The organism is Mycoplana sp. BE70, assembly GCF_031455855.1.
Lineage (GTDB): Bacteria > Pseudomonadota > Alphaproteobacteria > Rhizobiales > Rhizobiaceae > Mycoplana.
In genome coordinates this window covers 216,864-238,131 of the sequence record NZ_JAVDTM010000005.1, presented here as the reverse complement: position 1 = coordinate 238,131, position 21,268 = coordinate 216,864, and the positions used below count along the sequence as shown (strand labels likewise).

Genomic DNA, 21,268 nt, shown 5'->3' with positions numbered 1-21,268 from the left:
ATGCCCAAATTCAACCCTGCCGTTGAAACCCTCGCCGCACCGCCGATCCCCACGGTCTTTGCCTGGGGACGGAGCTATGATGGCCGCAGCGGTCCGATGATCGACCTGTCGCAGGCCGTGCCTGGATATCCTGCCCATCCGCAGATGCTGCGGCTGCTTGGCGACTATGCTGCCAACAGCGCCTATACCGGCTATGGTCCGATCGAAGGCGATACCCGCCTGCGGCAGGTGTACGGGGCGCACGTGGCTTCCGTCTACGGCGCCAGCCTTGACGCCAAAAACGTGCATATCACGTCCGGATGCAATCAGGCCTTCGTCTGCGCCGCGATTGCCCTCGCCGGTGCGGGTGACACCGTGCTGATGAGCAATCCGTACTACTTCAACCAGGAAACAACGCTTGGCATGCTCGGGATCAAGGTGCGGCTGGCAGCCTGCGATCCTGAGAACGGTTTTCTTCCCGATGTTGCGATGCTTGAGGAAGCGATCACGCCGGACGTGCGGGCATTGGCGCTCGTGTCTCCGAACAATCCGACCGGCGCAGTCTATTCGCCGGAGCTCCTGTCCGGCATTTTCGACCTTTGCCGTGCGCGCGGTATCTGGCTGATGCTGGACGAGACCTATCGCGACTTCCTGCCGGAAGCAGGCGTGCGCCCGCACCGGCTTTTTGAGAAGCCGGACTGGCAGCAGACGCTGATCAGCCTTTACAGCTTCTCGAAATCCTTCTGCATCCCCGGCCACCGTCTTGGCGCGATCACCGCTGGTCCTGCGGTCGTCGAGCAGGTCGCCAAGGTCATGGACAACGTGCAGATTTGCCCGCCCCGCTCTGCGCAGGCCGCCGTCGCCGACGCGCTACCCCTGCTGACTGAATGGCGCGAACAGAACCGGCTGGAAATCGCCCGCCGAGCCTCAGCGCTTAAGGAAACGCTGGAGGGGTTGAGCGGCTGGTCGATCGGTGCTGTCGGAGCGTATTTCGCTTTCGTCCGCCATCCATTCGCGGACAGAACGTCGAGCGACGTTGCAGAGGGGCTCGCCAAGGAAGCGGGCATACTGTGCCTGCCCGGGAGTTATTTCGGCCCGGGCCAGGAGCGCTACCTCCGCTTTGCCTTCGCCAACGCCAACAGCGAAACGATCCGGCTGTTGAGGGATCGGGTGCAGCGGTTCGGCGACGCTTCCTAATGGGACGCATCCGGTCGGGGCGTCGCACACTTGGCCGCCGCGCAAATGTGTGAGGCGCCTCAGCCGAACGACATATGTAAGTCATACTATTTATCCCCAGGTCGTGTTGGTCGCCCGGCATTTGCGTGTTGCCAATTGCCACATTTCGGAGGAGCCTCATTTCAGAGACGGCGATGTGGGACGCCATGACGAACACTGTTGAAAATGAGGAGCTTGGTGAGGCCGGCGCGCTCGATGTCTCGTCGATCGAACACAGCGTCATCTTCCAGATGAAGCGCACGCAGACGCTGCTGACGCGCCGCTTCCACTCACGGTTTGCCGGCTTCGACCTGCGCCCCGGCGAGTACGGGATCCTTCTCTTGATAGCCACGAATCCGGGCCGCAAACAGACCGAGATCGCCGACGCGCTCGGTGTCCAGCGTGCCAATTTCGTACCGCTCATCAATGCGCTGGAGCGCCGGCAGTTGACCGAACGCCGGCCGTCGCTGCAGGACCGTCGTTCCAATGCGCTCTACCTGACGCCGATTGGAGAGAGCTTTGTGCAGAAGATCTGCCAGGTCGAAGCAGCGTTCGAGGCCGAATGCACCGCCCGTCTTGGCGGCGTGAAGGCGCGGGAGGCTTTCCTTGCGCTGTTGTCGCGGGTCGTGGCAGGCACGGCAGCCACCAGCCCATGAAGGTGCGGCTTCCCTGTAAGTGGCGGAAATGATTCTGTTTCCCCGCCCCCCCTGTTTATAACTCGTTAACCAATTCCGCCTTGACGCGGAACGGGAATCGGCACACCGTCTCTAACGGAAATTGATGACCGATCGGCATTTCGCCGTTACCGAGCGACTTTCCTGTTAGATCGGTCGTCTGACGTAACCGCGCAGCAGCGCGATTTTGTGTTGGGCAGTTGATGCCCCGAGGACGAGTATGATGGTAGCGCCGAACAGAACGGACGACGCGCAGCCCGCCGCCGACGAGGCGATTGCGGCGGATGCGCGCATCCTGTCGGCGCAGCTCAAGGCGATGCGCGAGCGGTTCTTTCCTCCCACCGCGAAGAAGGTCCTGCGCAGCTTCACCTCTGGCGAGGCGGCGCGTCTGATCGGTGTTTCGGACGGCTACCTCCGACAGCTCTCACTTGCAGGCGAAGGGCCGCAGCCGGAAACCGGCCCGGGCGGACGGCGATTCTATTCACTGACCGATATAAACGCGCTGCGAGCCCATCTGGCCGACCAGGCGCTCGCCAAGGGCAACCTGGCCAAGGCACGCGGCTATCGCAAGTGGCGCGACCACGGTGGCGGCGAACACCTGCAGGTCATTGCCGTGACCAACTTCAAGGGCGGCTCGGGCAAGACCACCTCGGCCGCCCATCTGGCGCAGTATCTCGCGCTTGCCGGCTACCGGGTGCTGGCGGTCGATCTCGACCCGCAGGCCTCGCTCTCGGCCCTGTTCGGCTACCAGCCCGAGCTTGATCTCCATGGCAACGACACGCTCTACGGGACGATCCGCTATGACGACGAAGCGCGGCCACTGAAGGACATCATCCGCAAGACCTATTTCGACGGACTCGATCTGGTGCCCGGTAACCTCGAACTGCAGGAGTTCGAGCACGCAACGCCGCGCGCATTGGCAATGCGACAGGCGGGCGCGCCCGGCCAGCCGCTGTTCTTCGCCCGCGTCCACGCAGCGCTACGCACCGTCGAGGACGACTACGACGTCGTTGTGCTCGATTGCCCGCCGCAGCTCGGTTACCTGACCCTTTCAGCGCTTTGCGCCTCGACATCGGTGATCGTCACCGTTCATCCGCAGATGCTCGACGTCGCCTCGATGAACCAGTTCCTGTTCATGACCTCGGATCTGCTGGCGGTCGTGCGCGAGGCGGGCGGCCGGCTCAATTTCGATTTTCTACGCTATCTCGTCACGCGCTTCGAGCCGAACGACGCACCACAGGCGCAGATCGTCGGGCTGATGCGTTCGCTCTTCGGCGACCGAGTGCTGACGGCGCCCATGGTCAAGTCGACGGCGGTCTCGGATGCCGGCCTGACGAAGGAAACGCTCTACGAGGTTGGCCGGGAGAACTTCACCCGCACCACCTACGACCGGGCGATGGAAAGCATGAATGCCGTCAACGCCGAGATCGAGGGGCTGATGCTCTCCGCCTGGGGGCGCATCGGCTAGCGCAAGGATTCCGGTCGGGCGAGCCGCCTTGCCGGGAATGATGGAAACGAAACGGGAAAGGATCGAAGCAAGAAAAAAGGCCTCCAAAACGTCGCCATTCCGGAAGCCCTCTTCAATGTAGCAGTTCGAGAGAATCACTTCCGACAGTCAAAGTCAAGAGTCCGCCATCGTTTTTGCCGGTTGCGGAACGGACATTTATTGTCTGTCGCCATCCGCGGCGCAACAAAAAATGCTCTGATTTCAATGGATTAGAGCCTTCCCGCGCATTTGTCGAATGCGTGACGGCTTTGCTATGACGTTCGGGCCCGACCTCTTGCCTCCTTGAGAGGGACCACCATGACGGAGAGACTGGCGACGACGCCTTTCGGCGGCGGCAGGATGACTGCGCGCGTCTTTGCGATGCAGAAGCGGGTTTTCGAGACGCAGGCCAGGCTTGCGGCCGAGGCGGGCGGCAACGAGACGGGGACCGCCGAGAAATGGCAGCTCCTTCGTGCATTGACGGAAGCGCGCGTGCACTACGGACTCTCGGACCGGACGATCGCCGTGCTTGAGGCGCTGCTGACGTTCCATCCGGAAAAAGTCCTCGACGGTCGCGCACCGATCGTCGTGTTTCCGTCAAATGCGGAACTGTCGGTCCGCTCGCGCGGCATGGCGCCGGCAACGCTTCGGCGGCATTTGGCGCTGCTGATGGCGGCCGGCATGTTGCTGCGCCGCGACAGTCCGAACGGCAAGCGCTATTGCCGCCGCGACGAGCGCGGCGTGGTGGAGGAGGCCTTCGGGTTCGACCTGGCGCCGCTGGCGCTGATGGCGAGTGATATCCATCAACAGGCTGAGCGCGCGCGTGCAGAGGCCAAGCGCCATCAGGCTCTCCGTGCCGAGGTGACACTGCACCTGCGCGACGTGGCGAAGATCATCGAGGCGGCGCTCGCCGAGGGGCGCCCGGGTGCGTGGGTGGAGCACCAGATCGCCTTGGTCGCGGTGTCGGGGAGGCTCAGCCGCAAGGCCTCGTCCGAGGCGCTGGGCGAGCGCAAGGCGGCCCTGGTGACGTTGCGGCGACAGGTGGAAGAAGACTACCTGAATTCGCTCACAAACGAAGAAATGAGCGCCAATGACTTTCAAGATGAGCGGCATATTCAGAATTCAAATGCAGACCCCACCTTTGAAATAAACGGCAAAGAGTCAACGCAGGCGGAGCCGGCGGCGCAGGAAAGCAGCCCGACGCGCAAGGGGGTGGCGGTTAGCCTGAAGCGAGTCCTGGCGGCATGCCCGGAAATCGGATCCTATGCGAAAGACGGGTTGGCGACCTGGGCCGATCTCATCAAGGCGGCCGCGTTGGTCCGCTCGATGCTCGGGATTTCGCCTGACGCCTACGCAAAGGCCAGGGCGGCGATGGGGGACGGGGCCGCTTCGGTGGTGGTCGCCGCCATCTTGGAGCGTTCCGACCAGATCCGCTCGCCCGGCGGCTACCTGCGCGAACTGACGCGCAAGGCCGAGGCGGGACAATTCTCGGTACTGCCGATGATCAAGGCGCTGGAATGACCGCGATTCCAAAGTTCGACGCGTTGGGTGAAGGAGTGGCCGGAACCGGCGGCGCCGTGCCGGCGATAACCCAAAATGATCGGCGCGGCACCGAAAGAAAGGAGAAAGCGTACGACGGCGGGGAATAATTCCTTAAGCTGCAGCTGATTTGGTGAGAGAATAACGTGGTGATTCACGCAGGAAGCACGGGCATGACGGCGAAAGCCGGGGATCTGGAACAGCGCCTCAGGCGCAGACCGAAACAGGAACGCAGCCGCGGGCGCGTCGAGGAAATATTGCGGGTCGCAAAAGAGCTGATCGGTGAGAAGGGTATCGACGGCATGACGATGCGGGAGGTCGCGTTGCTCACCGGCGGCCCGATTGCCTCCGTCTACCAGTATTTTCCAAACAAGTCGGCAATCATCGCCATGCTCTACGAGCAGCACAGTGCCGAAACGCGCGCAGGCATCGAGGTCAGCCTTTCCGGAGTTCAGGACATGGCTGGCATCCGCGATGCAGCCGACGCAATCCTGAATGGGTACTATCTGCAAGTTGCCGGAGATCCGGCGATCCAGGACCTGCTGAACGCCATTCAGGCCGACAAGGAACTCCAGAACATGGACATCGTGGAGACGCGGCGGCAGGCCGAACTTTTCTGCGCGATGTCGTCTCACCTGCTCGAGACAACCGACCGTGAGCGCTTCGGCCGGCTCGTATTTCTGCTCTTTCAGCTGGCGGGCGGCGTCGTCAGGCTGGCGATCACGCTTCCCGCGGATGAAGCGGAGATGATGCTGGTCGATTTCAAGCAGATTATCCACGGCCAACTGGCAGGCTTCCGTGCGGCCGACGCACCGGAGCTCAAAGCCCAAGAAAGCGCTTGACCTTGTCACGGGGGAAAGGCTCAGGATCCACTCGTTCAACAGGAAAATTGCGAAATGACGAACGAGACCACCCTTGCCTTCTCCGTTGAGGATATGACCTGCGGCCATTGCGTGCGGACCATCACGGCAGCCGTCGAGGCGGCCTTCCCTAGCGCGAAGGTATCCGCCGACGCTGCGAGCCATCGAGTAACCGTCGCGGGCGTTCAGGATGCAGGTGCCATCGCTGGCGTCATTGCAGCTGAAGGTTATACGCCGGTCACATTGGACTGAGCACCGATGAGCTTGCGGGGGCATGTGACATCGCCATCTTTTGGCCGGGCAGACGGGTGCTCGTCTGCTTCAGCGCTAGCCGCGCCTCATGGCGAAGTGCGGATCGGCGCTGGCCGAAAGCAGTGCCCGATGGGCGACCGGGTCATTTTCGCACGCCTGTCATTGAACGGCCTTGATTGACCCCTATATATCTTAACATGTGCATGGAAACGTTCATCAGGATATCAAGGCTGGCCGGGACCTCTCGTGGGTTTTCCCGGAGCGGCCTTCTTGAACCCTGAATACCGCACGCCTCGTCCGCTCCGGGACATTCTCAACGCCAACTTGCGGTTCACTCCCTTGCCGCACCCTCCAGGTGCCGCACCGATTGGACCTATCAATGAGAATTTCGTCCTCCACCCGAACCTGCAGTTCATGCCACCGTTACCTTCCACGCGCGGCTTCACGCTGCCCCTGGTGTGCGTCGCCGGCCGTTCTTCCCTCCTATCGCCCCGCCCGTTCACCGGCTCGTTCGTCTGCTGATTCCAGTAACCGCCGCGGCGAACAAAAGGATGCGACGTCCCGCGCTTCGACCCGTGAAGCCGAGGCGCCGGCTCCCCTGCTCCAATATGGGGCACTGCCATGGCGTGTCGGGCGTTGTGGAAACGTAAGGACACTTCTGATTACCTCGCGGCGGCGTGGACGTTGGATCGTGCCAAAAGGCTGGCTCGTGCGCGGGGCCTCGCCGACCCAGTCCGCCGCTCGGGAAGCCTACGAAGAGGCAGGGGTCATCGGCAAGATCCACGGAACGCCGTTGGGACAGTACAGCTACATGAAAGAACACGATGACGGGTCGAGCGATCTGTGCGACGTGTCACTGTTCGGTCTGCGCGTCCGCGGTACGTTGATCAACTGGCCGGAGAAGGGGCAACGGCAGCGCCGCTGGTGCACATTGGCCGAGGCGAGCGAACTGGTCGACGAACCGCAACTGAAGCAGCTTCTGAAAACCGTAGAGAAAGACGCGACAGCCTTAATGTGATGGCTGCCGGCCGTGCCCAGCAGCAACGTCCTTGCCGGGTACGGCGTCGGCCAAAGCGGTTCAAACTAAATGATGACGTTTTTTGCTCAAAGGTTGGGCGTGTCACCCCTTTCATTGCCCGGCGGCGCCCTGCACCATGTGGTTAAACCACCGGGTGGGATTGCTTTTCATGGGGACATTGCCGGCGCTAAGTGTTGTCATACCGCACCTCAACGAACCTAGCGACAATCTCCGTCAATGCCTGCTGGCGCTTCAGGCGCAGCGCTCCGATGGAATTTCGTTTGAAGTCATCGTCGTTGACAACGGTTCGGCCGACTTGCCAGCCGCTGTCTGCGCGAGCTTTCCGGATGTACGCCTGGTCAGCCAACCGACGCCCGGCCCAGGTCCTGCGCGCAATCTTGGCGCGGCCGAAAGCTCGGGCGATCTGTTGGCCTTTATCGATGCCGATTGCGTGGCCCAGCCCGGCTGGATCAAGAGCCTGGTCGGTTTTCTGAACGGTCGGCCCGAGGTGGATCTTGTCGGTGGCGACATCGGAATTCGCATGACCGATCCAGAAAAGCCCACCAGTATCGAAGCCTATGAGAGCATCTACAGTTACCGCGCGCGCAGCTATGTCGAGCGATATGGTTTCGCGGCGACCGGAAACATGGCAGTCCGGCGCACGGTTTTTGAAGCCGTCGGGCCTTTCGGCGGCATCTCGACGATGGAAGATACCGAGTGGGGTCAGAAAGCAACTTCCATGGGGTACCGCATTGCCTTTGTCCCAGAAGCCAAGGTCTTGACCCCCTCCTGCAAGTCGTTTGCGGAGCTGTCGCGGCGGTGGGATCGGCATGTCGCCCACGAGTTTCGCCACATTGAAGGGCGCCGGCTTGGAACCCTCCGCTGGCTGCTGTCATGCGCTGTTGTCGCTGCCTCACCGATCGGCGAGTTGGCGAAAGTCCTCGCGTCCGATCGCATTTCCGGCGTCGGCAGTCGTGTCGGGGCGATGGCCTGCCTCACCCGTATTCGGCTGTATCGGGCGTGGTTGATGGTTCGCCTACTGCAAACACGCCGCCAGGCTGCATTGGTCGACAATTGGAATCGCGGCGATTAGGGCAGCGCTTTCAGGCCGCGCCAAAACGCCTCGTCGCGGCGTACATGTCGGCAAAATAGTAAGCCAATTTCATGATAGTGAAGGTAGGATTGGCGCTGCCCGCCGTCGGGAAAACCGATGCGCTGACGACGGATACATTCGAAATGGCGTGGCAGCGCAGGCTTGGCGACACGACCGAGGTGTGGGGATCCATACCCATTCGCGTCGTCCCTGAAGGATGGGCGCATGGCTCTGCGCTCTCTCCCAAACTGGCGCTTTCGTTCAATACCGCAGCGGTCCAATGCAGCGGGCAAAGATGCGCCAGCCCTACAGATCTCCAGTACTCCGAGAGGTGCGAAATCGTGGCACGGAGGGTTCGCTCTTCGCTGGGCATAGCCTGCCATCGCAACAGGGCCTTCGGTACACCGAGGCGATCCCGCTCGCAGGACAACGAAATGCGGTTGTTCCAGTTCGGCAACTGCTCAGCACAGAGCATGATCTTGAAATTGACGCCGCTTGGAACGAATAGCTGCTTATGAGACAGCCGCCAGTAAGCGCCTTTGGCGAGCAAACCGATATTGCGTGACAGTCTCAGCAGTTCTTCGAAGTCAACCTTTCCGAGCTGCACGCCTTCCATGACCTTCTTCAGACCGGCGAGCTGGCTGTTGCCGAATTCCATAGCCAGGTATGCGAAGGAACTGCCGACGCCGGCCGTCACCTGTGCCTGGTGTCCGAGCTCCAGATGCAAGTCCCGTCGGGTCGAGTTGATGTATCGGTATCCAAACAACTGATTGGTCGAAGCTACGTCGCTACGGTCAACAGTTGCGATTTCAAGCTTCAGATGATCCTGGAAGTAATGTCCCAACCCGCTGGATGGATGAAATATCCGGTCATCGGAAGCCCGGTTGATCAATAGCAATAGCCTTGTCGTCTCGATCGTGCCGGCTGCTATTACGAAGTGATCCGCCCGTATTATGATAGATTTGCCACTGAAATTGCGTGCGACTATCCCGCGCAACAGGCCGACTTCCCGGTTCAGCTCGAATTCGCAGGCAGTGGCGCCGAGCCAGATATCAATATTCGGATTGCTCTCCAATTGGCGTCGCAACAAGGTTGCAATATTGCATTTTCTGAAACTAGGGCATTTGGCCCACCGCAGCCGAAATTGGGTCCGAGGCTCATACGGCTTCCATACCGGTATGCCGGAGACGCCATCGTATGCGCCCCTCGCCACTCCAAGGGCTTGTTCAATTTCGTCCCCGTACCGATCTAGCCGAGAAATATCGATCGGCCAGGCTGGCAGTTCGACATGCTCGCGGCTGCCGGTGTCGCAGTCGCTCAGGGGGATTATCCGTCCGCCCCACCGCGACGACGTGCCGCCCAAACCGCGGTAGCGCCCAGATAATGCCCTTGAATAGTTTCCGGACGAAAAGTCCATCCCGTTGAGCTGGTGTATCTCTTCGTCAAAATACTCATTGCCGCTTTCAAGGACGATAACTTTTCTTCCATTTTTCGCGAGGCGCGTGGCCAATAGCAGGCCTGCGACACCGGCTCCAACAACGCAAAGTTCTGCCGACAAGGATGACTTTGCGATATCGATCTGGTTGAGGTTAAGTATCGCCATCAACAAAACGTGATGACTTTTTTACTGGATGTAAACACGACCAAATTGCTTATGGCGTAATGTACCGGGGCATAGGGTATGCGGCCGACACCAGCACCTTCGCATATTACGCCACTATGTCCGTCCAGAAGGCAGCGTTACTATCTGCCACGTCATACGTACAAATGAATGAGAAGCTCCGTGATCCGAACAGCAAGAACCGTTTCGATCAGGGCAACCCCTATGCTTGCGGATATTGGCGATCCGTTCATCGTCATCTCATCCCGGTGGTTCGTGAAGCGATGCGCGCTGCCTCGCCGCGAAAAGCCTCAAGGGTAGAAGGGGTGACTTGCGGAAAGATTTCACCTCTCTGCGGCTCTTGAAGGAACCGCCCGGAGATCAGATATTTTCTGCTGTTGGGAAGTAGCGGCCAGAAAGGGGCCGCGCCAGAGTGGGGAGGACATGACCGTGATCCAACGTCACCTGTTGCACAACCACATCATCGGGCCTGATGAAATTTCCAAGCTCCAGTCGGTATTTGACGAGATTTGCCAACGTCGGAAGATCGATCCGGGCGGAGAGGAAGCGGCCGGATTGGCCCGACGTATTTTTGCACTGTTCCAAACCGGCATTCACGACCCTAACAAACTGCGAGCAATGCTCGACGAGACTTAGGCCTTGCGCCTGATCTCCAATGCAGCCGGAACCAGTCCGCGACGTGCGCGTTATTGGCTGTTCTGGATGGAGGTTGCCACGATGTATGACGGATTTGTCGAGCTTTCAGTCTTGGCGATCGCCCTGCTGTTCGTGCTCTTGTTGACGATCGTGCTGTAGCAAACCGCAACGGCGCTCGACGGCGATCAAATGAGCGCGCTCGCTTCGATCAGCCGAAACAGCCTCGACGCAACTGTAGATGACAGGGCTGTATGGTGCGTCCAAGGGTTACTTTCGTTCGGTGAGGTTCGAGGGCACAATATAGTTACCGTCGCAATTAATGAGTTGAGCTCCGACGGCATTCTCTTTTCCACCGGTTCGGAATGGGAAAGCGATGATTTCCAAGTCTGGACGGAAGACGATAATTCCAAAGCACGACAAGCATAACGCCATCGAACGGATCGTCGCTGCGGTTGCCACCGAACCGTGGTTTGAAGACAGACCGCCGCAGCGGGAGGGATTACGGTTCGCACTGTCCGACCTTTATGATCGCGGCCTGGTCTTGCGGGACGAGCTTGCTCTGTTTGCGCTCGCCCTCGCCAGGAGGCGCTATTGCAGACCGGAATTGAGCGCCGGGCAATACTTGGCCAAAGAGGGCGTTTTCGCGCCGGAAGACCTCACCCTCCTTCGGGTAATTTTCGATTTTGCCAGCAAAGTCGTTCCGGCGGGTAGTGCAGAGGCGAGCGCCCTCGGGCGTCGGGTGGTGCGCTTGTACAGAGCCGGATACCGCGATCCGTCGGCAATGCTGAACCTCCTCGACACGCTGAAGCGAACATAACTTGTGACGCCCGGTGCCCCTTTCCTGGTGGCGCTACAATTACCTATGGTCGCTCGAAAGAAAGCAGCGGCTGCCTCAGCAGGCAGCGATGTAGCGACGACCATATGCGTCCCGATAATAGCAGCGCCCGGACTGGCCAGCGACGCTGCCGATTGCAGCTCCCGACACCCCCCCTATCGCAGCCCCGACCGCCGCACCGCGCACGTCATTGGTGACCGCGCCGCCGATTACGGCTCCGCTGGCTGCGCCAATGCCGGCACCTTGCTCTGTTGCCGTGCACCCAGCTCCGGCGAGCCCCAAGAGTGCAATCGTCACAAGCAACTTAGTCATGTTCCATTCCTCCTTGTCACCACGCTACTGTGGGTAACAAACAGCGGTAGAAGATGTTCCATGGGGTATCGGCTCAGTGGAACTTTCCGCCATGCGCTCGGTTTTCCTGGCGGACAACAGAGCGCACCGTGATGGCGAGCATGTTTTCAATTCTCTTGGGTGCTGCACTGGTATTAGGCGGCGTTCTCTGCTTTTTTGGGAGGCGATCACGCGGCGCCCCCTCAGCGAATCTCACGGATCCACCCAAACCGGGACCAAGCGGACGCTTGAGCCGCGCGGACAGAAGCTCAGATTTCTCGGCTTGACCAGGAACTGGGTCGGCCTGTGCATGGCCGCCGCCGGAGCGATATTGCTGTTGTCTACAGCCGTCTAAAGCGCGTCGTGATCTTTCTTGGAAAGCGTGGATTGCATCCGCACCGACCATGGCCAGACATACCAGAGACCCATCAAAAGCACCGCTGTCCCTGCTGCGGTCACTGCCGCAAAGCGATAATCCCCTAACAGTTTGACCGTAACAACATGGATATCGGCAGCCAGACCCAGGGCGAGGAATATCGTTGCGGCCAGCAGAAAGCGGCTCGCGATCACGTAAAAATCTGGAACGGTCGCGCCATCGTATACGATCCGATGGTAGGCGGCCGGCGCCATCAACAGCATGGTCGCGAGCGCGACCGATGCGAGTGCTGCCCCATGCACAGCCTGCTCCGAATGGGGCAGTTCGCCAAAAGCCGACGTCAGGACAATAGCGAATTGGAACCCCAGCAACGCTTGGGCACCGGGCAGGACGACCCGGGCTTCGGTCAGCACAAAGTCGATCTTGGCATTGACGGACGTTTTCTCTAACGGGGCCATGCGGTCGTCCTGCGGTTTCCGCCTCAACGCCAGCGGTCCATACCATAGCAGCACCGCGATCAGGCCGCCGCATAGACCAACGGTAATGCCGACATGCGTGCCGAGGCTGCGTTGAGCCGCGATTGTCAGATCGATCGTAAGAGCAATTGCGAATGGAGCGAGAATCACATCGGCCACTGCCGTGACGAACCGGTTCACGCAGACTGTCGCTTCACCCTTGTCGACGATCCTGTGGCGGGCGGCCGGTGCGATCAGAAGCCCAATGACAATCACCATCAAGTAGAGCGCAATCGCCATGTTTATGCGCTGCATGCGGGTCAGACGTGAGAATGCATCCTGAAATGGCGCGTGGAGCTGGAACCCAAGCAAAATTTGCGCCCCCAGCATCAGCATGCGCAGTTCATCAAAGGCGATCTTGGTTCTCTCGATCAGCGACATGTCCTCTTTCCCGTCGGACAGCGACGGAAGAAACAGCGCGAACCTTATGGTGGCGCCGCGAGCGACGGATGTCCGCTGTCCGATCCGGCCTGGTGCAGAAGCGTCATGAGCTCAGGCTCGTCCACCAGCAAGGCGGCATCGTTTGGTTGGAGCCACTTCCTCAGCCGCTGATGCCGTTCTTTCCAACGCGAACGGGTCCGTTTCGCCTGCAACGGGTAGACGGTTACCCGGACCGGGATGAAGCAGCGGTCGATCCTTTTCCAGTAGAAATAGCTGCCAATGGATTTGCGCGCGATCTTGCCCTCGACACCTGCCTCTTCCATCGCCTCGATGCGTGCCGCCTTGTGGTCGCTCTTTCCTTTCATTCGCCATCCCTTGGGCAGTGTAAACCGCTTGGTCTCACGCGACGTGATCAGCATAACCTCGAGGCTGCCGTCTTTGTTGGTTCGGTACGGCAGTGCACCTACCTGCTGCAAGATGGCACCGCTTTGAGCGGCACGCTCCCTTCTCCTGTTTTTGTCGTCGCTCATCTTCTGTCCTCCGGACCCTCGGCTGCGAGAATTAACTGGCGCTCAAAGGAATAGTTCCGCCGCCGGGACCCACCCTTGCAAACGGCGGGAACAAATTCCGGATTTGTTCCAGCGTCGTTTCAGCATCCAGTCGGAGACTCTCTCGATGGGCCAGTTTCTGGCGGACGCGTCGGCGGGGCACCTCTGACCCGGGAATCTTTCAGAACGGTTGGCGCCCCCAGGAACCTTGCTCCTACGAGCACGTTAGCAACCAGCGTTGAGTTTGCACCGCGATCCCCAACAACGAAAGAGGAGAAGGAAAAGTGGCTATGCAGTCAAAAGACCTCCATGACCTGTTCCACGACACGCTCAAGGACATTTTCTACGCTGAGAAACAGATTCTAAAGGCTTTGCCCAAGATGGCTCGCGCCGCCCAGTCCAACGAGCTCACGGCGGCATTTGAAAAGCATCTGGACGAGACCGAAATGCAAGTCGAGCGGCTGCAGAAGGTGTTTGAGCTGCTGGACAAGCCCGCCCGCGGCAAGACCTGTGAAGCGATCATCGGCATCGTCGATGAAGGCAAGGAGATCATGGACGACTTCAAAGGATCGCCCGCGCTCGATACCGGACTCGTTGCCAGCGCGCAGGCGGTCGAGCACTGTGAAATCAGCCGATACGGAACGTTGATCACCTGGGCAAAAACGTTGGGTCAGAAGGAGATCGCCGATCTTCTGTCCCAGACGTTGGCCGAGGAAGAAGCCACCGACAAAAATCTCACGAAACTTGCGGAGGCCTCCGGTCAATGCGAAGGCGGCGGCCTGACCGCGGATTCTCCAGCCGGTCGTCGAATGGCGACCGTCTGAGCGGGTGATAGACAATGACCAACATACGCACGCATGGTTTTGACAGTCCTGCTCAACTCCGCGAGCATTGGGCCGAGTTGGAGGACGAGGCATTCGATGCGATGAAGGCCGGCGAGGTTGAACGGCAGCTTTCCAAACTCCGCCGGGAAGTTGCCCAACTGCGCATCAGGCTTGCCGAACGGAGAAGCGCCGTCGCGTCGGTTGACCGAAGCGTTCCTTGGCTTTGGGTAACGGGCACGATCACCGCCGTCGTCGTTCTGAGCGCGCTGTTCAAGCGCCGCTAGGCCAGCTTTTGCATCCCCGCTGCGTGGGGAAATAAAATCTTGTTCGGCCCATGGTTGCTATCTTTCGTTGGCGATCACGCCCATACTCCGCCATCGTTGGCAAATGGCTAGGGCGCTGACGGCAGGGAGTTGGCTTCTTCCGCCCCCGTATGGGAGGGAGTCATGGGCTCTAAAGTCCTGCAGAAGGCATTCATCCAAAACGACCAGAAACTCGAAGAGATCGAACGCATCGTCACCGCGATCAGCCGGTACGGCTGGTTCGAAGACGAGGATCGCCACCGCACCTGGCTGCGCACTTATCTCCTAGGCCTTTATGGTCGGGGATTGGTGCTTCGAGACGAGCTGGCGCTCTGCGGACTGGCAGCCGCCAAGCATCGGTTCCGTTACGACGACACCGGGCGGGAAAGAACGGCGGCGGGTGCTTATGGCCCCGAGGATATCAAGCTGATGGGGGCGATCTTTGGTCTCGCCAACCGAAATCCAACAGTGCCGAAAGACAGCATTGAGGCGAGGACGTTGGCGCGCCGCGTCATGCGGCTGTACAAGGCCGGCTACCATGATCCCGAGAGCGTCCTCGAGCTGCTGAAGAGCCTCTAGGGAGCGGTTTTTCAGACCCACGCAGATGCCGGGTGGGCGCCCGGCGCTATGTCCGCCACTCCATCTATTTCTGGATGTGCGCCCCAGTCACCGACGCTGGGTCTTGCGGCATCGGTGCAGAACCGTGCGCGAGGCAGATCAGGAACAAGTTGGCGCACGACCCTCGCCCCGGCCGCTTCTGACTTCCCAACGACGAGCGATGAACGCACCAGCACCGCCGGACCGGTCGGGCTTTGACTGACGTGTCTCCGCACGTTTGAGCGACGTTGCGATGAATTCCGGCCCGTCGACTGGGAACAAAGCATTCACCGCCACAGTTATTGCGGTTCATTGGGCTCAAGACGACCAGAGAGTTCTGGCAGGAGGTATGAAATGGGCCGAGGTATCTTGCTGTGGCTGCTCGGTATTCCGCTGCCGATCGTCATCCTGCTTCTTTTGTTCATGCGATAAGGGGAAGCAAATGGCGACCTTTGCGGCGAAAGACGATGTGACGCCTGTTGAATCGACCAGTTCGGCGGTGAGCTGGGCAGCGGTATTTGGTGGAGCGGTTACGGCCGCTGCCGTGACCCTTATTTTGCTCCTGGTTGGTTCGGGCCTGGGCTTGACGATGGTTTCTCCCTGGAAGGCGGAGAGCGCATCGGCTGAAACGATCTCTACGACCGGAGCCATCTGGCTGGTCGTCGTGCAGTGGCTGTCCGCGGCCCTGGGAGGGTACCTGGCGGGACGCTTGCGGACGAAGTGGGTCGGGGTTCATACGGATGAGATCTATTTTCGCGACACAGCCCATGGTCTGCTGGCGTGGGCGGTGGCAACGCTTCTGGTTGCGGCGCTCGTGAGCTCTGCGGCTACATCCGTCGCCCGCGGCGTGACCGGCGCGGCGGGCGCGGTTGCCGGAGCGGCGGGTGCCACTGCAGTTGCAACGGGGGAAAATACAAACAACATCACTCAGTATTTCTCGGATGCGCTGCTGCGGCCCGCCAACCCGGCAAATCCGCCCCAGGGCCAGGTTCCATCTGGCGCTTTGGGAGAAGTCGCGCGGATTCTTTCAAATGCCGCGGTGGCCGGCGCCCTGCCGGCCGACGACCGAAGCTACTTGGAGAGGCTCATTGCGGCGCGCACCGGCTCGAGCGAGGCAGAAGCAAAGGCGCGCATCGATGCGGTGCTGAAGCAGGCCGAAGATGCAAAAGCCAAAGCGCAGAAAGTGGCGGATGACGCCCGCAAGACGGCTGCCACAGTCGCGCTCCTCGGTGCGCTTTCGCTCATGGTCGGCGCCTTCATCGCCGCCGTCAGCGGAGCCCTCGGCGGTCGTCAACGAGACGACGATCCGGATGTGATGAAGAAATACTAGAGACCCAGCCCGCGGCTTCTGGAAATGACGTCGGACCCAGCCACAAACAGGTATGCCATGAAATTTTTGACCGTTCGCAATGGAAGGCAGGCGATCGTGGCCATCCTGATTGTCTCGACAATGATCGTGGCAGCAGTGTACCTCGCCAGCCTCCCGGTCACCGAACCGGGCGGCTCGGTTGACCCAAAGGAGACCCTGGTCGGCCCTGACTAGTCCGCCTAGCGTGAACGATCCGGCTCAGTCTCGTCAAAATTTATGTCCCAGTCCCGTTCGGGTTCCTCACCCGGGGGTGTGCGATGTCCGGTCACGTCTTCCGGTCCGGTAATCACAGTCGGCTTTGCGCTGTCGACGCCGGTGCTTTCGCGGTCGGCCTGGGATTTTGCGAATTGACCTCTCGCATCCTTTTCCGGCCCGGCAGGGTCCCTCTTGATAGCGCCCGACGTGCGCTCTCGGTCCCGGTTGTTCTCGCCAACCGCATCGCGATCGATGTCGGGATCATCCTTGGCCGGAAGGTACCCGCGCGGCCGCGTTTCCTCAGGTCCTTCCCAGCGCGGGGATTGGTCGGTTGTACCAGGCGCACCGTCTCTCGGTTTGTTCATGCCCATGATCGTTCTCCTTTCTGCAGAGCCAATTGATGGGAACCGCAGAAGTTCCTCGGCTGAGTGGAGCAGCGGGGTCCGGCCACGCTTGCAGACATGCGCAACGACTATTCACCTGCCCGACAGGATCGGCTGTAGGGCACTTTTTCGCTGTTGAAATGCATCATTTGCGAGCCTCGGACGTTTAGGGCCAACGACGCCAATCGGAGGTCCCGATGTCTCAGCACCGAAACGGCGCGCGAAAGGCTCTGGTATTGGCGGCGTTGGCACTTGCGGCCGGCGCGCTGTTGCCGAAGAAAAGCGGCAAGGGCGAGCGCCGCGTATACCGTTCCGCCACGGGATCCACCCAGGGCGAAACACAGGGCGACGGCCACGGACGGCGCGCTCGGGCACCGAAGGAAATTCCACCGCCGGGTCTACGCGACGTTTTTTGGCGGCTCGTCGGCGAAGTCGCTGATGATCGCGTCACGCTGATTGCCGCGGGCGTCACCTTCTATCTGCTCCTCGCCCTGTTTCCCGCTCTTGCAGCCCTCGTGTCGCTATATGGCCTGCTCGCCGACCCTGTCGCCATCCAGGATCATATCCGGGAGATGGCGAGCGTTCTGCCGCAGGGAGCTTTCGAGGTCTTCTCGAACCAACTCCAATCCCTTGTGGAACGACGGGACACCACGCTCGGCATCGCGTTCTTCGTCGGATTAGGCGTGGCGCTTTGGAGTACGCACAACGGCACTCTCGCAGTCTTCGACGCAATGAACGTGGCCTACGACGAGGACGAAAAACGTGGGCTGCTCCGGCTTAACCTCATCGCGCTCGTTTTCACGATCGGTGCCATGCTGGCTGCGGTCATAGTGATCGGCGCCATCGCTTTGATGCCGGCGATCGTGTCCCGCTTGTCCAGCTCCTTGCAGGAAACCCTGGCACTCGTTGTTCGCTGGCCATTCCTTCTGGCGATGATGTTCGCGGCGTCGACGGCGGTCTACCGTTTCGGGCCGAGCCGACAGCCAGCCAGATTCCGATGGATCACCTGGGGTGCGGCACTGTCGACCGTGGCCTGGTTCCTGATGACCTTGGCCTTCTCGTGGTATGTCAGCAACTTCGCCAACTACAATGCGACCTACGGCACGCTTGGAGGGCTTGTCGGATTTCTGGTCTGGACATGGCTCTCGGTAGCGATCCTGATCGTCGGGGCAGAATTGAATGCCGAACTGGAGCACCAGACCGCTCGCGACTCGACGACGGGTGCACCATTGCCGATGGGCGCGCGGGGTGCGTCCATGGCCGACCATCTGGGAAAGACGGCGGACTAAGAATCTGGGATGGGCGGCGCTGCGGCATCCGGCATCTTGCCGGCCTGGCCAAGGCTCGAGGCCGGAGCGCGAGCAAGGAGCGCCGTTGTCAATTCTGCTACCAGGCGCTTGGTGTCAAAGGGCTTGGATACGAGCGGAAAATCTCGAAACCTCGCAGGCAAGCCCTCGCGCCCGTAACCGCTGACGAAAACAAACGGTATCCGCTTGGCCGCGAGCAGCTCCGCCACCTCATCCACCCGCGCACCGCCCAGATTGGCATCCAGCAGGACCGCATCAAATTCATCCCCGGCAGCCAGCTGAAGCGCGCGCTTCAAGTGGAAAGCCGTCGCGGCAACTTGAAAATTGTTGGTCCGCAATACCTCTTCCATCTCCATTGCAATCAATGGTTCGTCCTCGACGATAAGAACCCGCGGCTGGCGATGGAAGGCAAGGTCGGTGGGCTTCAACTGATCTTGCGCGGATGCATGTGCCGCGTCGGAAGCTGAAGACCGTTCCTCCGGTAACGGGAACTCGATTTCGCAGGAAAGGCCCTCGCCGGCATAGGATAGTTGTGCGCTGCCGCCATAGGGCAGAAGGCTTCGTTCGATGATGGTCGTGCCAAAGCCTGAGGTTTTCGGTGCTGCCACCTGAGATGCGCCGGATTCACACCATCGGAGCCGCAATACACGGGCGGCCATGTCCGAGACCGTCCAACTGATGTCCAAGTGGCCGGTGCCCGTCGAAAGCGCCCCGTACTTGCGGGCGTTCGTTGCAAGTTCGTGCAGGACCAATCCAAGCTGCACCGCAATGCGCGCTTCCAGCCTTACGTCCGGCCCTCGGTATGCAATCTGCGCTTCCCTTTCGCCAAGGGCGACCTGGTTTTTGACGAGTTCCTCAACGGTCGTGCCGGACATCTTCCGGTCGACCAGCAGATTATGGGCTCGCCCAAGGGCGTCAATCCGCCCGACAAAACTTTCGACGAAACGTTCCGGACTGGGGGACTTCCGCAGCGACTGCCTTGCCAGCGACTGGATGATGGCCAGTGTGTTCTTTACGCGATGGTTCAACTCGTCGAAGAGCAGGCGCTGCAATCGCTCGTGTTGCTTCCGTTCGCCGATATCCCGCGCGATCTTTGACGCTCCCACGACCCGACCCTTGCAATCATGGATCGGGGAAATCGTCAGCGACACATCGATGCGGGTGCCGTCCTTGGTGATGCGAACCGTGTCATAGTGGTCAATCCGCTCGCCGCGGCGCAGCTTCGCCAGGATATTGTCTTCCTCGTCCCGTAGCTCCGGCGGGATCAACCTCGTTATGGAGGTTCCAATCATTTCCTCAGGACGGTAGCCGAACATCCGCGTCGCACTGGCATTCCAGGACGTCACGATGCTGTCCAGGCCCTTGCTGATGATCGCATCATCCGACGTTTCGACGATCGCAGCGAGACGCGCGGAGGTCAGCGCAGCCCGATTTCGCTCGGTAATGTCGCGAGCCACTTTCGAGGCACCAACCAATCGTCCGCGCTTGTCGCGCGTCGGCGAAACCGTGATCGACAATTCTACCAACCGACCGTCCTTTGCAATGCGGACTGTCTCGAAATGTCGAATGTGTTCTCCTCGTTTCAGGCGGAACAGGATCTCGTCTTCTTCGCTCTGAAGGTCGGCCGGTATGATTTTGCGGATCGACTGGCCGATCATTTCCTCGGCGTCGTAGCCCAAAATTCTGGTCGCGGCAGTGTTCCAGGAGGTGATGACGCCCTCCAAGGTCTTGCCAATGATCGCATCGTCTGAAGAAGAGACGATCGCTGCCAGCCTTGCGTCGGCGGCTTCGGCGCCGTTGGAGTCCGCCAGTTCAATCAGGAGATTTACCGCACCAATGACTTTGCCGGTGTCATCCTTGACGATATTGGGGTGGGATTCGAACGCAACTTCGCTGCCGTCAGGGCGTTGTGCGATCATTTCCTCATCCGCAACGACCTCTCCTCTGACAACCCTGGCCATTGGACAATCGTTGCGCTGCATCGGGCGACCGTCGCCATGAAAAAGCTTCCAGGAACCGCACCATCGCTCGGTTCCCACGACAGGACGTCTGCCCCACAGAGCGGCGGCAGCTTCATTGAAAAAAGTGATCCGTCCCTCGGTGTCGGTACCGTACACCGGAACCGGGATGGCCATGAGGTGATTCAGCATTCCCCAACCTCGTTTCGTTGGTCAGCAATGCGGGATCCATCGAAAAGTTCCCGAAGATGAAGCGGAAACCTCGCTTCGTTGCAGCAATAGCGGCCGCGCAATCGGTCTGGGCCGGGGTCACGGAACACTGAGAAACCCTTCCACGTTGCTGCCGCGAATGAGAAACACGTCTGCCTCGCGGGTCGCAGCGCCGGCCGCTCCACACAAATATAGCCGCTTTCGAAAGGCGGCTGTCTTCCGCCAACTCGGCCCTGGCCTTGTTACAGGCGCAGCCGACGACGACCCGAGCGGTATTGCCACTTATTCTCAGGCTGGCGCGCAGTTCGGCTTCAATATGCTCTGGACCATGGTGTTTACCTATCCGCTGATGACGGCGATCCAACGCGTCAGCGCCAGGATCGGCCGCGTCACCGGCGCCGGCCTGGCCCAAAACATCGGCCACATCTGGCCGAAGAGCGTTGTGCTCGGACTTGTCGGTCTCCTGTTTATCGCAAATACGATCAACATCGGAGCGAACCTCGCTGCGATGGGTGCGGCCGGAGAAATGCGGTTCCGTTTATGGTGGCGATGATGTCCGTCGTTGGCAAACGCTCGGTGATGAGAGAATTCACAGCACCTCCGATGCTGAGAACCGGAGGGTGGATGGCGACGGTTGCGATGGCTGCCGCGGTCGCAGGCATGGCCCTGTTCTGACGGCAGACGCCGGCGCGATGGAAGCGAATGTCCTCGAAAACCAGCCCAAATCTCCCTGTGCAGCAGTAAAACGCCGCCGCGGGCCTCTCT

At 60.3% G+C, this 21,268-nt stretch carries 24 protein-coding genes and 1 pseudogene; 19 read left to right on the top strand and 6 right to left on the bottom strand.

Features of this window, described 5'->3' with window-relative positions; all coding sequences use genetic code 11:
• The 9 genes from J2Y48_RS11465 (at position 1) to J2Y48_RS11425 (ending at position 8,116) form a co-directional block, all read left to right on the top strand.
• Positions 1 to 1,176 (top strand): aminotransferase, encoded by a 1,176-nt coding sequence (locus tag J2Y48_RS11465; RefSeq protein WP_310417398.1) that lies wholly within the window; start codon positions 1 to 3, stop codon positions 1,174 to 1,176.
• A gap of 185 nt (positions 1,177 to 1,361) precedes the next feature.
• The gene (locus J2Y48_RS11460) at positions 1,362 to 1,850 is read left to right on the top strand and encodes a MarR family winged helix-turn-helix transcriptional regulator (RefSeq protein WP_310417397.1); all 489 of its coding nucleotides are present in this window, start codon (positions 1,362 to 1,364) and stop codon (positions 1,848 to 1,850) included.
• 241 nt (positions 1,851 to 2,091) lie between these two features.
• Positions 2,092 to 3,336, top strand: coding sequence for a plasmid partitioning protein RepA (repA, locus tag J2Y48_RS11455; protein ID WP_310417394.1), 1,245 nt, complete (start codon positions 2,092 to 2,094; stop codon positions 3,334 to 3,336).
• Between the two features lie 336 nt (positions 3,337 to 3,672).
• Positions 3,673 to 4,875 carry a plasmid replication protein RepC gene (gene repC / locus J2Y48_RS11450; protein ID WP_310417391.1) on the top strand — a complete coding sequence of 401 codons (1,203 nt, stop codon included), beginning with the start codon at positions 3,673 to 3,675 and terminating at the stop codon, positions 4,873 to 4,875.
• A complete protein-coding gene (locus tag J2Y48_RS11445; RefSeq protein ID WP_310417388.1) occupies positions 4,872 to 5,003 on the top strand; it encodes a hypothetical protein in 132 nt (43 codons plus the stop codon). The genes repC and J2Y48_RS11445 overlap by 4 nt, the downstream gene beginning before the upstream one ends.
• Before the next feature lie 63 nt (positions 5,004 to 5,066).
• Positions 5,067 to 5,735 carry a TetR/AcrR family transcriptional regulator gene (locus J2Y48_RS11440; RefSeq protein WP_310417385.1) on the top strand — a complete coding sequence of 223 codons (669 nt, stop codon included), beginning with the start codon at positions 5,067 to 5,069 and terminating at the stop codon, positions 5,733 to 5,735.
• A gap of 54 nt (positions 5,736 to 5,789) precedes the next feature.
• Positions 5,790 to 6,005: a heavy-metal-associated domain-containing protein gene (locus J2Y48_RS11435; protein ID WP_310417382.1), complete on the top strand. Its 216-nt coding sequence runs from the start codon at positions 5,790 to 5,792 to the stop codon at positions 6,003 to 6,005.
• Positions 6,006 to 6,384: 379 nt separating this feature from the next.
• Positions 6,385 to 7,023, top strand: coding sequence for an NUDIX hydrolase (locus tag J2Y48_RS11430; protein WP_310417379.1), 639 nt, complete (start codon positions 6,385 to 6,387; stop codon positions 7,021 to 7,023).
• A 169-nt stretch (positions 7,024 to 7,192) separates the two neighbouring features.
• A complete protein-coding gene (locus J2Y48_RS11425; protein ID WP_310417376.1) occupies positions 7,193 to 8,116 on the top strand; it encodes a glycosyltransferase in 924 nt (307 codons plus the stop codon).
• 10 nt (positions 8,117 to 8,126) lie between these two features.
• Here the strand turns inward: J2Y48_RS11425 and J2Y48_RS11420 are convergent, their stop codons facing one another.
• Positions 8,127 to 9,719 (bottom strand): GMC oxidoreductase, encoded by a 1,593-nt coding sequence (locus J2Y48_RS11420; RefSeq protein WP_310417373.1) that lies wholly within the window; start codon positions 9,717 to 9,719, stop codon positions 8,127 to 8,129.
• Positions 9,720 to 10,160: 441 nt separating this feature from the next.
• Here J2Y48_RS11420 and J2Y48_RS11415 point away from each other — a divergent pair, with 441 nt between their 5' ends.
• The 3 genes from J2Y48_RS11415 to J2Y48_RS11405 all read left to right on the top strand — a co-directional run bounded on the left by J2Y48_RS11415 (position 10,161) and on the right by J2Y48_RS11405 (position 11,190).
• Positions 10,161 to 10,373, top strand: a complete 213-nt coding sequence (locus J2Y48_RS11415; protein ID WP_310417369.1) for a hypothetical protein — start codon at positions 10,161 to 10,163, stop codon at positions 10,371 to 10,373.
• 3 nt (positions 10,374 to 10,376) lie between these two features.
• The gene (locus tag J2Y48_RS11410; protein ID WP_310417365.1) at positions 10,377 to 10,532 is read left to right on the top strand and encodes a hypothetical protein; all 156 of its coding nucleotides are present in this window, start codon (positions 10,377 to 10,379) and stop codon (positions 10,530 to 10,532) included.
• Positions 10,533 to 10,746: 214 nt separating this feature from the next.
• On the top strand, positions 10,747 to 11,190 hold the full coding sequence (locus J2Y48_RS11405; protein ID WP_310417362.1) for a hypothetical protein: 444 nt from the start codon (positions 10,747 to 10,749) through the stop codon (positions 11,188 to 11,190).
• 75 nt (positions 11,191 to 11,265) lie between these two features.
• Here the strand turns inward: J2Y48_RS11405 and J2Y48_RS11400 are convergent, their stop codons facing one another.
• From J2Y48_RS11400 to J2Y48_RS11385, 3 genes are all read right to left on the bottom strand, one after another.
• Positions 11,266 to 11,520 (bottom strand): YMGG-like glycine zipper-containing protein, encoded by a 255-nt coding sequence (locus J2Y48_RS11400; protein ID WP_310417360.1) that lies wholly within the window; start codon positions 11,518 to 11,520, stop codon positions 11,266 to 11,268.
• Between the two features lie 369 nt (positions 11,521 to 11,889).
• A complete protein-coding gene (locus J2Y48_RS11390; protein ID WP_310417357.1) occupies positions 11,890 to 12,810 on the bottom strand; it encodes a DUF6328 family protein in 921 nt (306 codons plus the stop codon).
• Positions 12,811 to 12,854: 44 nt separating this feature from the next.
• Complete coding sequence (locus J2Y48_RS11385; protein ID WP_310417354.1) at positions 12,855 to 13,340, bottom strand: NUDIX hydrolase; 486 nt, start codon at positions 13,338 to 13,340, stop codon at positions 12,855 to 12,857.
• A 308-nt stretch (positions 13,341 to 13,648) separates the two neighbouring features.
• Here J2Y48_RS11385 and J2Y48_RS11380 point away from each other — a divergent pair, with 308 nt between their 5' ends.
• The 5 genes from J2Y48_RS11380 (at position 13,649) to J2Y48_RS11360 (ending at position 16,624) form a co-directional block, all read left to right on the top strand.
• Complete coding sequence (locus tag J2Y48_RS11380) at positions 13,649 to 14,182, top strand: ferritin-like domain-containing protein (RefSeq protein WP_310417351.1); 534 nt, start codon at positions 13,649 to 13,651, stop codon at positions 14,180 to 14,182.
• A 14-nt stretch (positions 14,183 to 14,196) separates the two neighbouring features.
• Positions 14,197 to 14,466: a hypothetical protein gene (locus tag J2Y48_RS11375; protein ID WP_310417348.1), complete on the top strand. Its 270-nt coding sequence runs from the start codon at positions 14,197 to 14,199 to the stop codon at positions 14,464 to 14,466.
• A gap of 162 nt (positions 14,467 to 14,628) precedes the next feature.
• Positions 14,629 to 15,063: a hypothetical protein gene (locus tag J2Y48_RS11370; protein WP_310417345.1), complete on the top strand. Its 435-nt coding sequence runs from the start codon at positions 14,629 to 14,631 to the stop codon at positions 15,061 to 15,063.
• Positions 15,064 to 15,523: 460 nt separating this feature from the next.
• Positions 15,524 to 16,411, top strand: coding sequence for a hypothetical protein (locus J2Y48_RS11365; protein ID WP_310417342.1), 888 nt, complete (start codon positions 15,524 to 15,526; stop codon positions 16,409 to 16,411).
• 57 nt (positions 16,412 to 16,468) lie between these two features.
• Positions 16,469 to 16,624: a hypothetical protein gene (locus J2Y48_RS11360; protein ID WP_310417340.1), complete on the top strand. Its 156-nt coding sequence runs from the start codon at positions 16,469 to 16,471 to the stop codon at positions 16,622 to 16,624.
• A 5-nt stretch (positions 16,625 to 16,629) separates the two neighbouring features.
• On the opposite strand, the gene J2Y48_RS11355 is transcribed toward J2Y48_RS11360, so the two are convergent.
• The gene (locus J2Y48_RS11355; RefSeq protein ID WP_310417778.1) at positions 16,630 to 16,842 is read right to left on the bottom strand and encodes a hypothetical protein; all 213 of its coding nucleotides are present in this window, start codon (positions 16,840 to 16,842) and stop codon (positions 16,630 to 16,632) included.
• 383 nt (positions 16,843 to 17,225) lie between these two features.
• Here J2Y48_RS11355 and J2Y48_RS11350 point away from each other — a divergent pair, with 383 nt between their 5' ends.
• Positions 17,226 to 18,317: a YihY/virulence factor BrkB family protein gene (locus J2Y48_RS11350; protein ID WP_310417338.1), complete on the top strand. Its 1,092-nt coding sequence runs from the start codon at positions 17,226 to 17,228 to the stop codon at positions 18,315 to 18,317.
• Here the strand turns inward: J2Y48_RS11350 and J2Y48_RS11345 are convergent.
• The gene (locus tag J2Y48_RS11345; protein WP_310417335.1) at positions 18,314 to 20,485 is read right to left on the bottom strand and encodes a PAS domain S-box protein; all 2,172 of its coding nucleotides are present in this window, start codon (positions 20,483 to 20,485) and stop codon (positions 18,314 to 18,316) included. The two genes, J2Y48_RS11350 and J2Y48_RS11345, sit on opposite strands and share 4 nt — an antisense overlap.
• A 157-nt stretch (positions 20,486 to 20,642) precedes the next feature.
• On the opposite strand from J2Y48_RS11345, the pseudogene J2Y48_RS11340 reads away from it, so the two are divergent.
• A pseudogene (locus J2Y48_RS11340) lies at positions 20,643 to 21,032 on the top strand (divalent metal cation transporter); the annotation flags it as partial.
• Positions 21,033 to 21,268 lie beyond the last annotated feature (236 nt).

Excerpts from the sequence above, each read along its gene's own strand:
- J2Y48_RS11460 (WP_310417397.1), top strand. The coding sequence starts at position 1,362 with ATGACGAACACTGTTGAAAATGAGGAGCTTGGTGAGGCCGGCGCGCTC.
- J2Y48_RS11405 (WP_310417362.1), top strand. The coding sequence starts at position 10,747 with ATGATTTCCAAGTCTGGACGGAAGACGATAATTCCAAAGCACGACAAG.
- repC (WP_310417391.1), top strand. The coding sequence starts at position 3,673 with ATGACGGAGAGACTGGCGACGACGCCTTTCGGCGGCGGCAGGATGACT.
- J2Y48_RS11345 (WP_310417335.1), bottom strand. The coding sequence starts at position 20,485 with ATGCTGAATCACCTCATGGCCATCCCGGTTCCGGTGTACGGTACCGAC.
- J2Y48_RS11445 (WP_310417388.1), top strand. The coding sequence starts at position 4,872 with ATGACCGCGATTCCAAAGTTCGACGCGTTGGGTGAAGGAGTGGCCGGA.
- J2Y48_RS11390 (WP_310417357.1), bottom strand. The coding sequence starts at position 12,810 with ATGTCGCTGATCGAGAGAACCAAGATCGCCTTTGATGAACTGCGCATG.
- J2Y48_RS11415 (WP_310417369.1), top strand. The coding sequence starts at position 10,161 with ATGACCGTGATCCAACGTCACCTGTTGCACAACCACATCATCGGGCCT.
- J2Y48_RS11360 (WP_310417340.1), top strand. The coding sequence starts at position 16,469 with ATGAAATTTTTGACCGTTCGCAATGGAAGGCAGGCGATCGTGGCCATC.
- J2Y48_RS11420 (WP_310417373.1), bottom strand. The coding sequence starts at position 9,719 with ATGGCGATACTTAACCTCAACCAGATCGATATCGCAAAGTCATCCTTG.
- J2Y48_RS11430 (WP_310417379.1), top strand. The coding sequence starts at position 6,385 with ATGAGAATTTCGTCCTCCACCCGAACCTGCAGTTCATGCCACCGTTAC.
- J2Y48_RS11425 (WP_310417376.1), top strand. The coding sequence starts at position 7,193 with ATGGGGACATTGCCGGCGCTAAGTGTTGTCATACCGCACCTCAACGAA.
- J2Y48_RS11400 (WP_310417360.1), bottom strand. The coding sequence starts at position 11,520 with ATGACTAAGTTGCTTGTGACGATTGCACTCTTGGGGCTCGCCGGAGCT.
- J2Y48_RS11385 (WP_310417354.1), bottom strand. The coding sequence starts at position 13,340 with ATGAGCGACGACAAAAACAGGAGAAGGGAGCGTGCCGCTCAAAGCGGT.
- J2Y48_RS11380 (WP_310417351.1), top strand. The coding sequence starts at position 13,649 with ATGCAGTCAAAAGACCTCCATGACCTGTTCCACGACACGCTCAAGGAC.
- J2Y48_RS11375 (WP_310417348.1), top strand. The coding sequence starts at position 14,197 with ATGACCAACATACGCACGCATGGTTTTGACAGTCCTGCTCAACTCCGC.
- J2Y48_RS11435 (WP_310417382.1), top strand. The coding sequence starts at position 5,790 with ATGACGAACGAGACCACCCTTGCCTTCTCCGTTGAGGATATGACCTGC.
- J2Y48_RS11350 (WP_310417338.1), top strand. The coding sequence starts at position 17,226 with ATGTCTCAGCACCGAAACGGCGCGCGAAAGGCTCTGGTATTGGCGGCG.
- J2Y48_RS11440 (WP_310417385.1), top strand. The coding sequence starts at position 5,067 with ATGACGGCGAAAGCCGGGGATCTGGAACAGCGCCTCAGGCGCAGACCG.
- J2Y48_RS11465 (WP_310417398.1), top strand. The coding sequence starts at position 1 with ATGCCCAAATTCAACCCTGCCGTTGAAACCCTCGCCGCACCGCCGATC.
- J2Y48_RS11370 (WP_310417345.1), top strand. The coding sequence starts at position 14,629 with ATGGGCTCTAAAGTCCTGCAGAAGGCATTCATCCAAAACGACCAGAAA.
- repA (WP_310417394.1), top strand. The coding sequence starts at position 2,092 with ATGGTAGCGCCGAACAGAACGGACGACGCGCAGCCCGCCGCCGACGAG.
- J2Y48_RS11365 (WP_310417342.1), top strand. The coding sequence starts at position 15,524 with ATGGCGACCTTTGCGGCGAAAGACGATGTGACGCCTGTTGAATCGACC.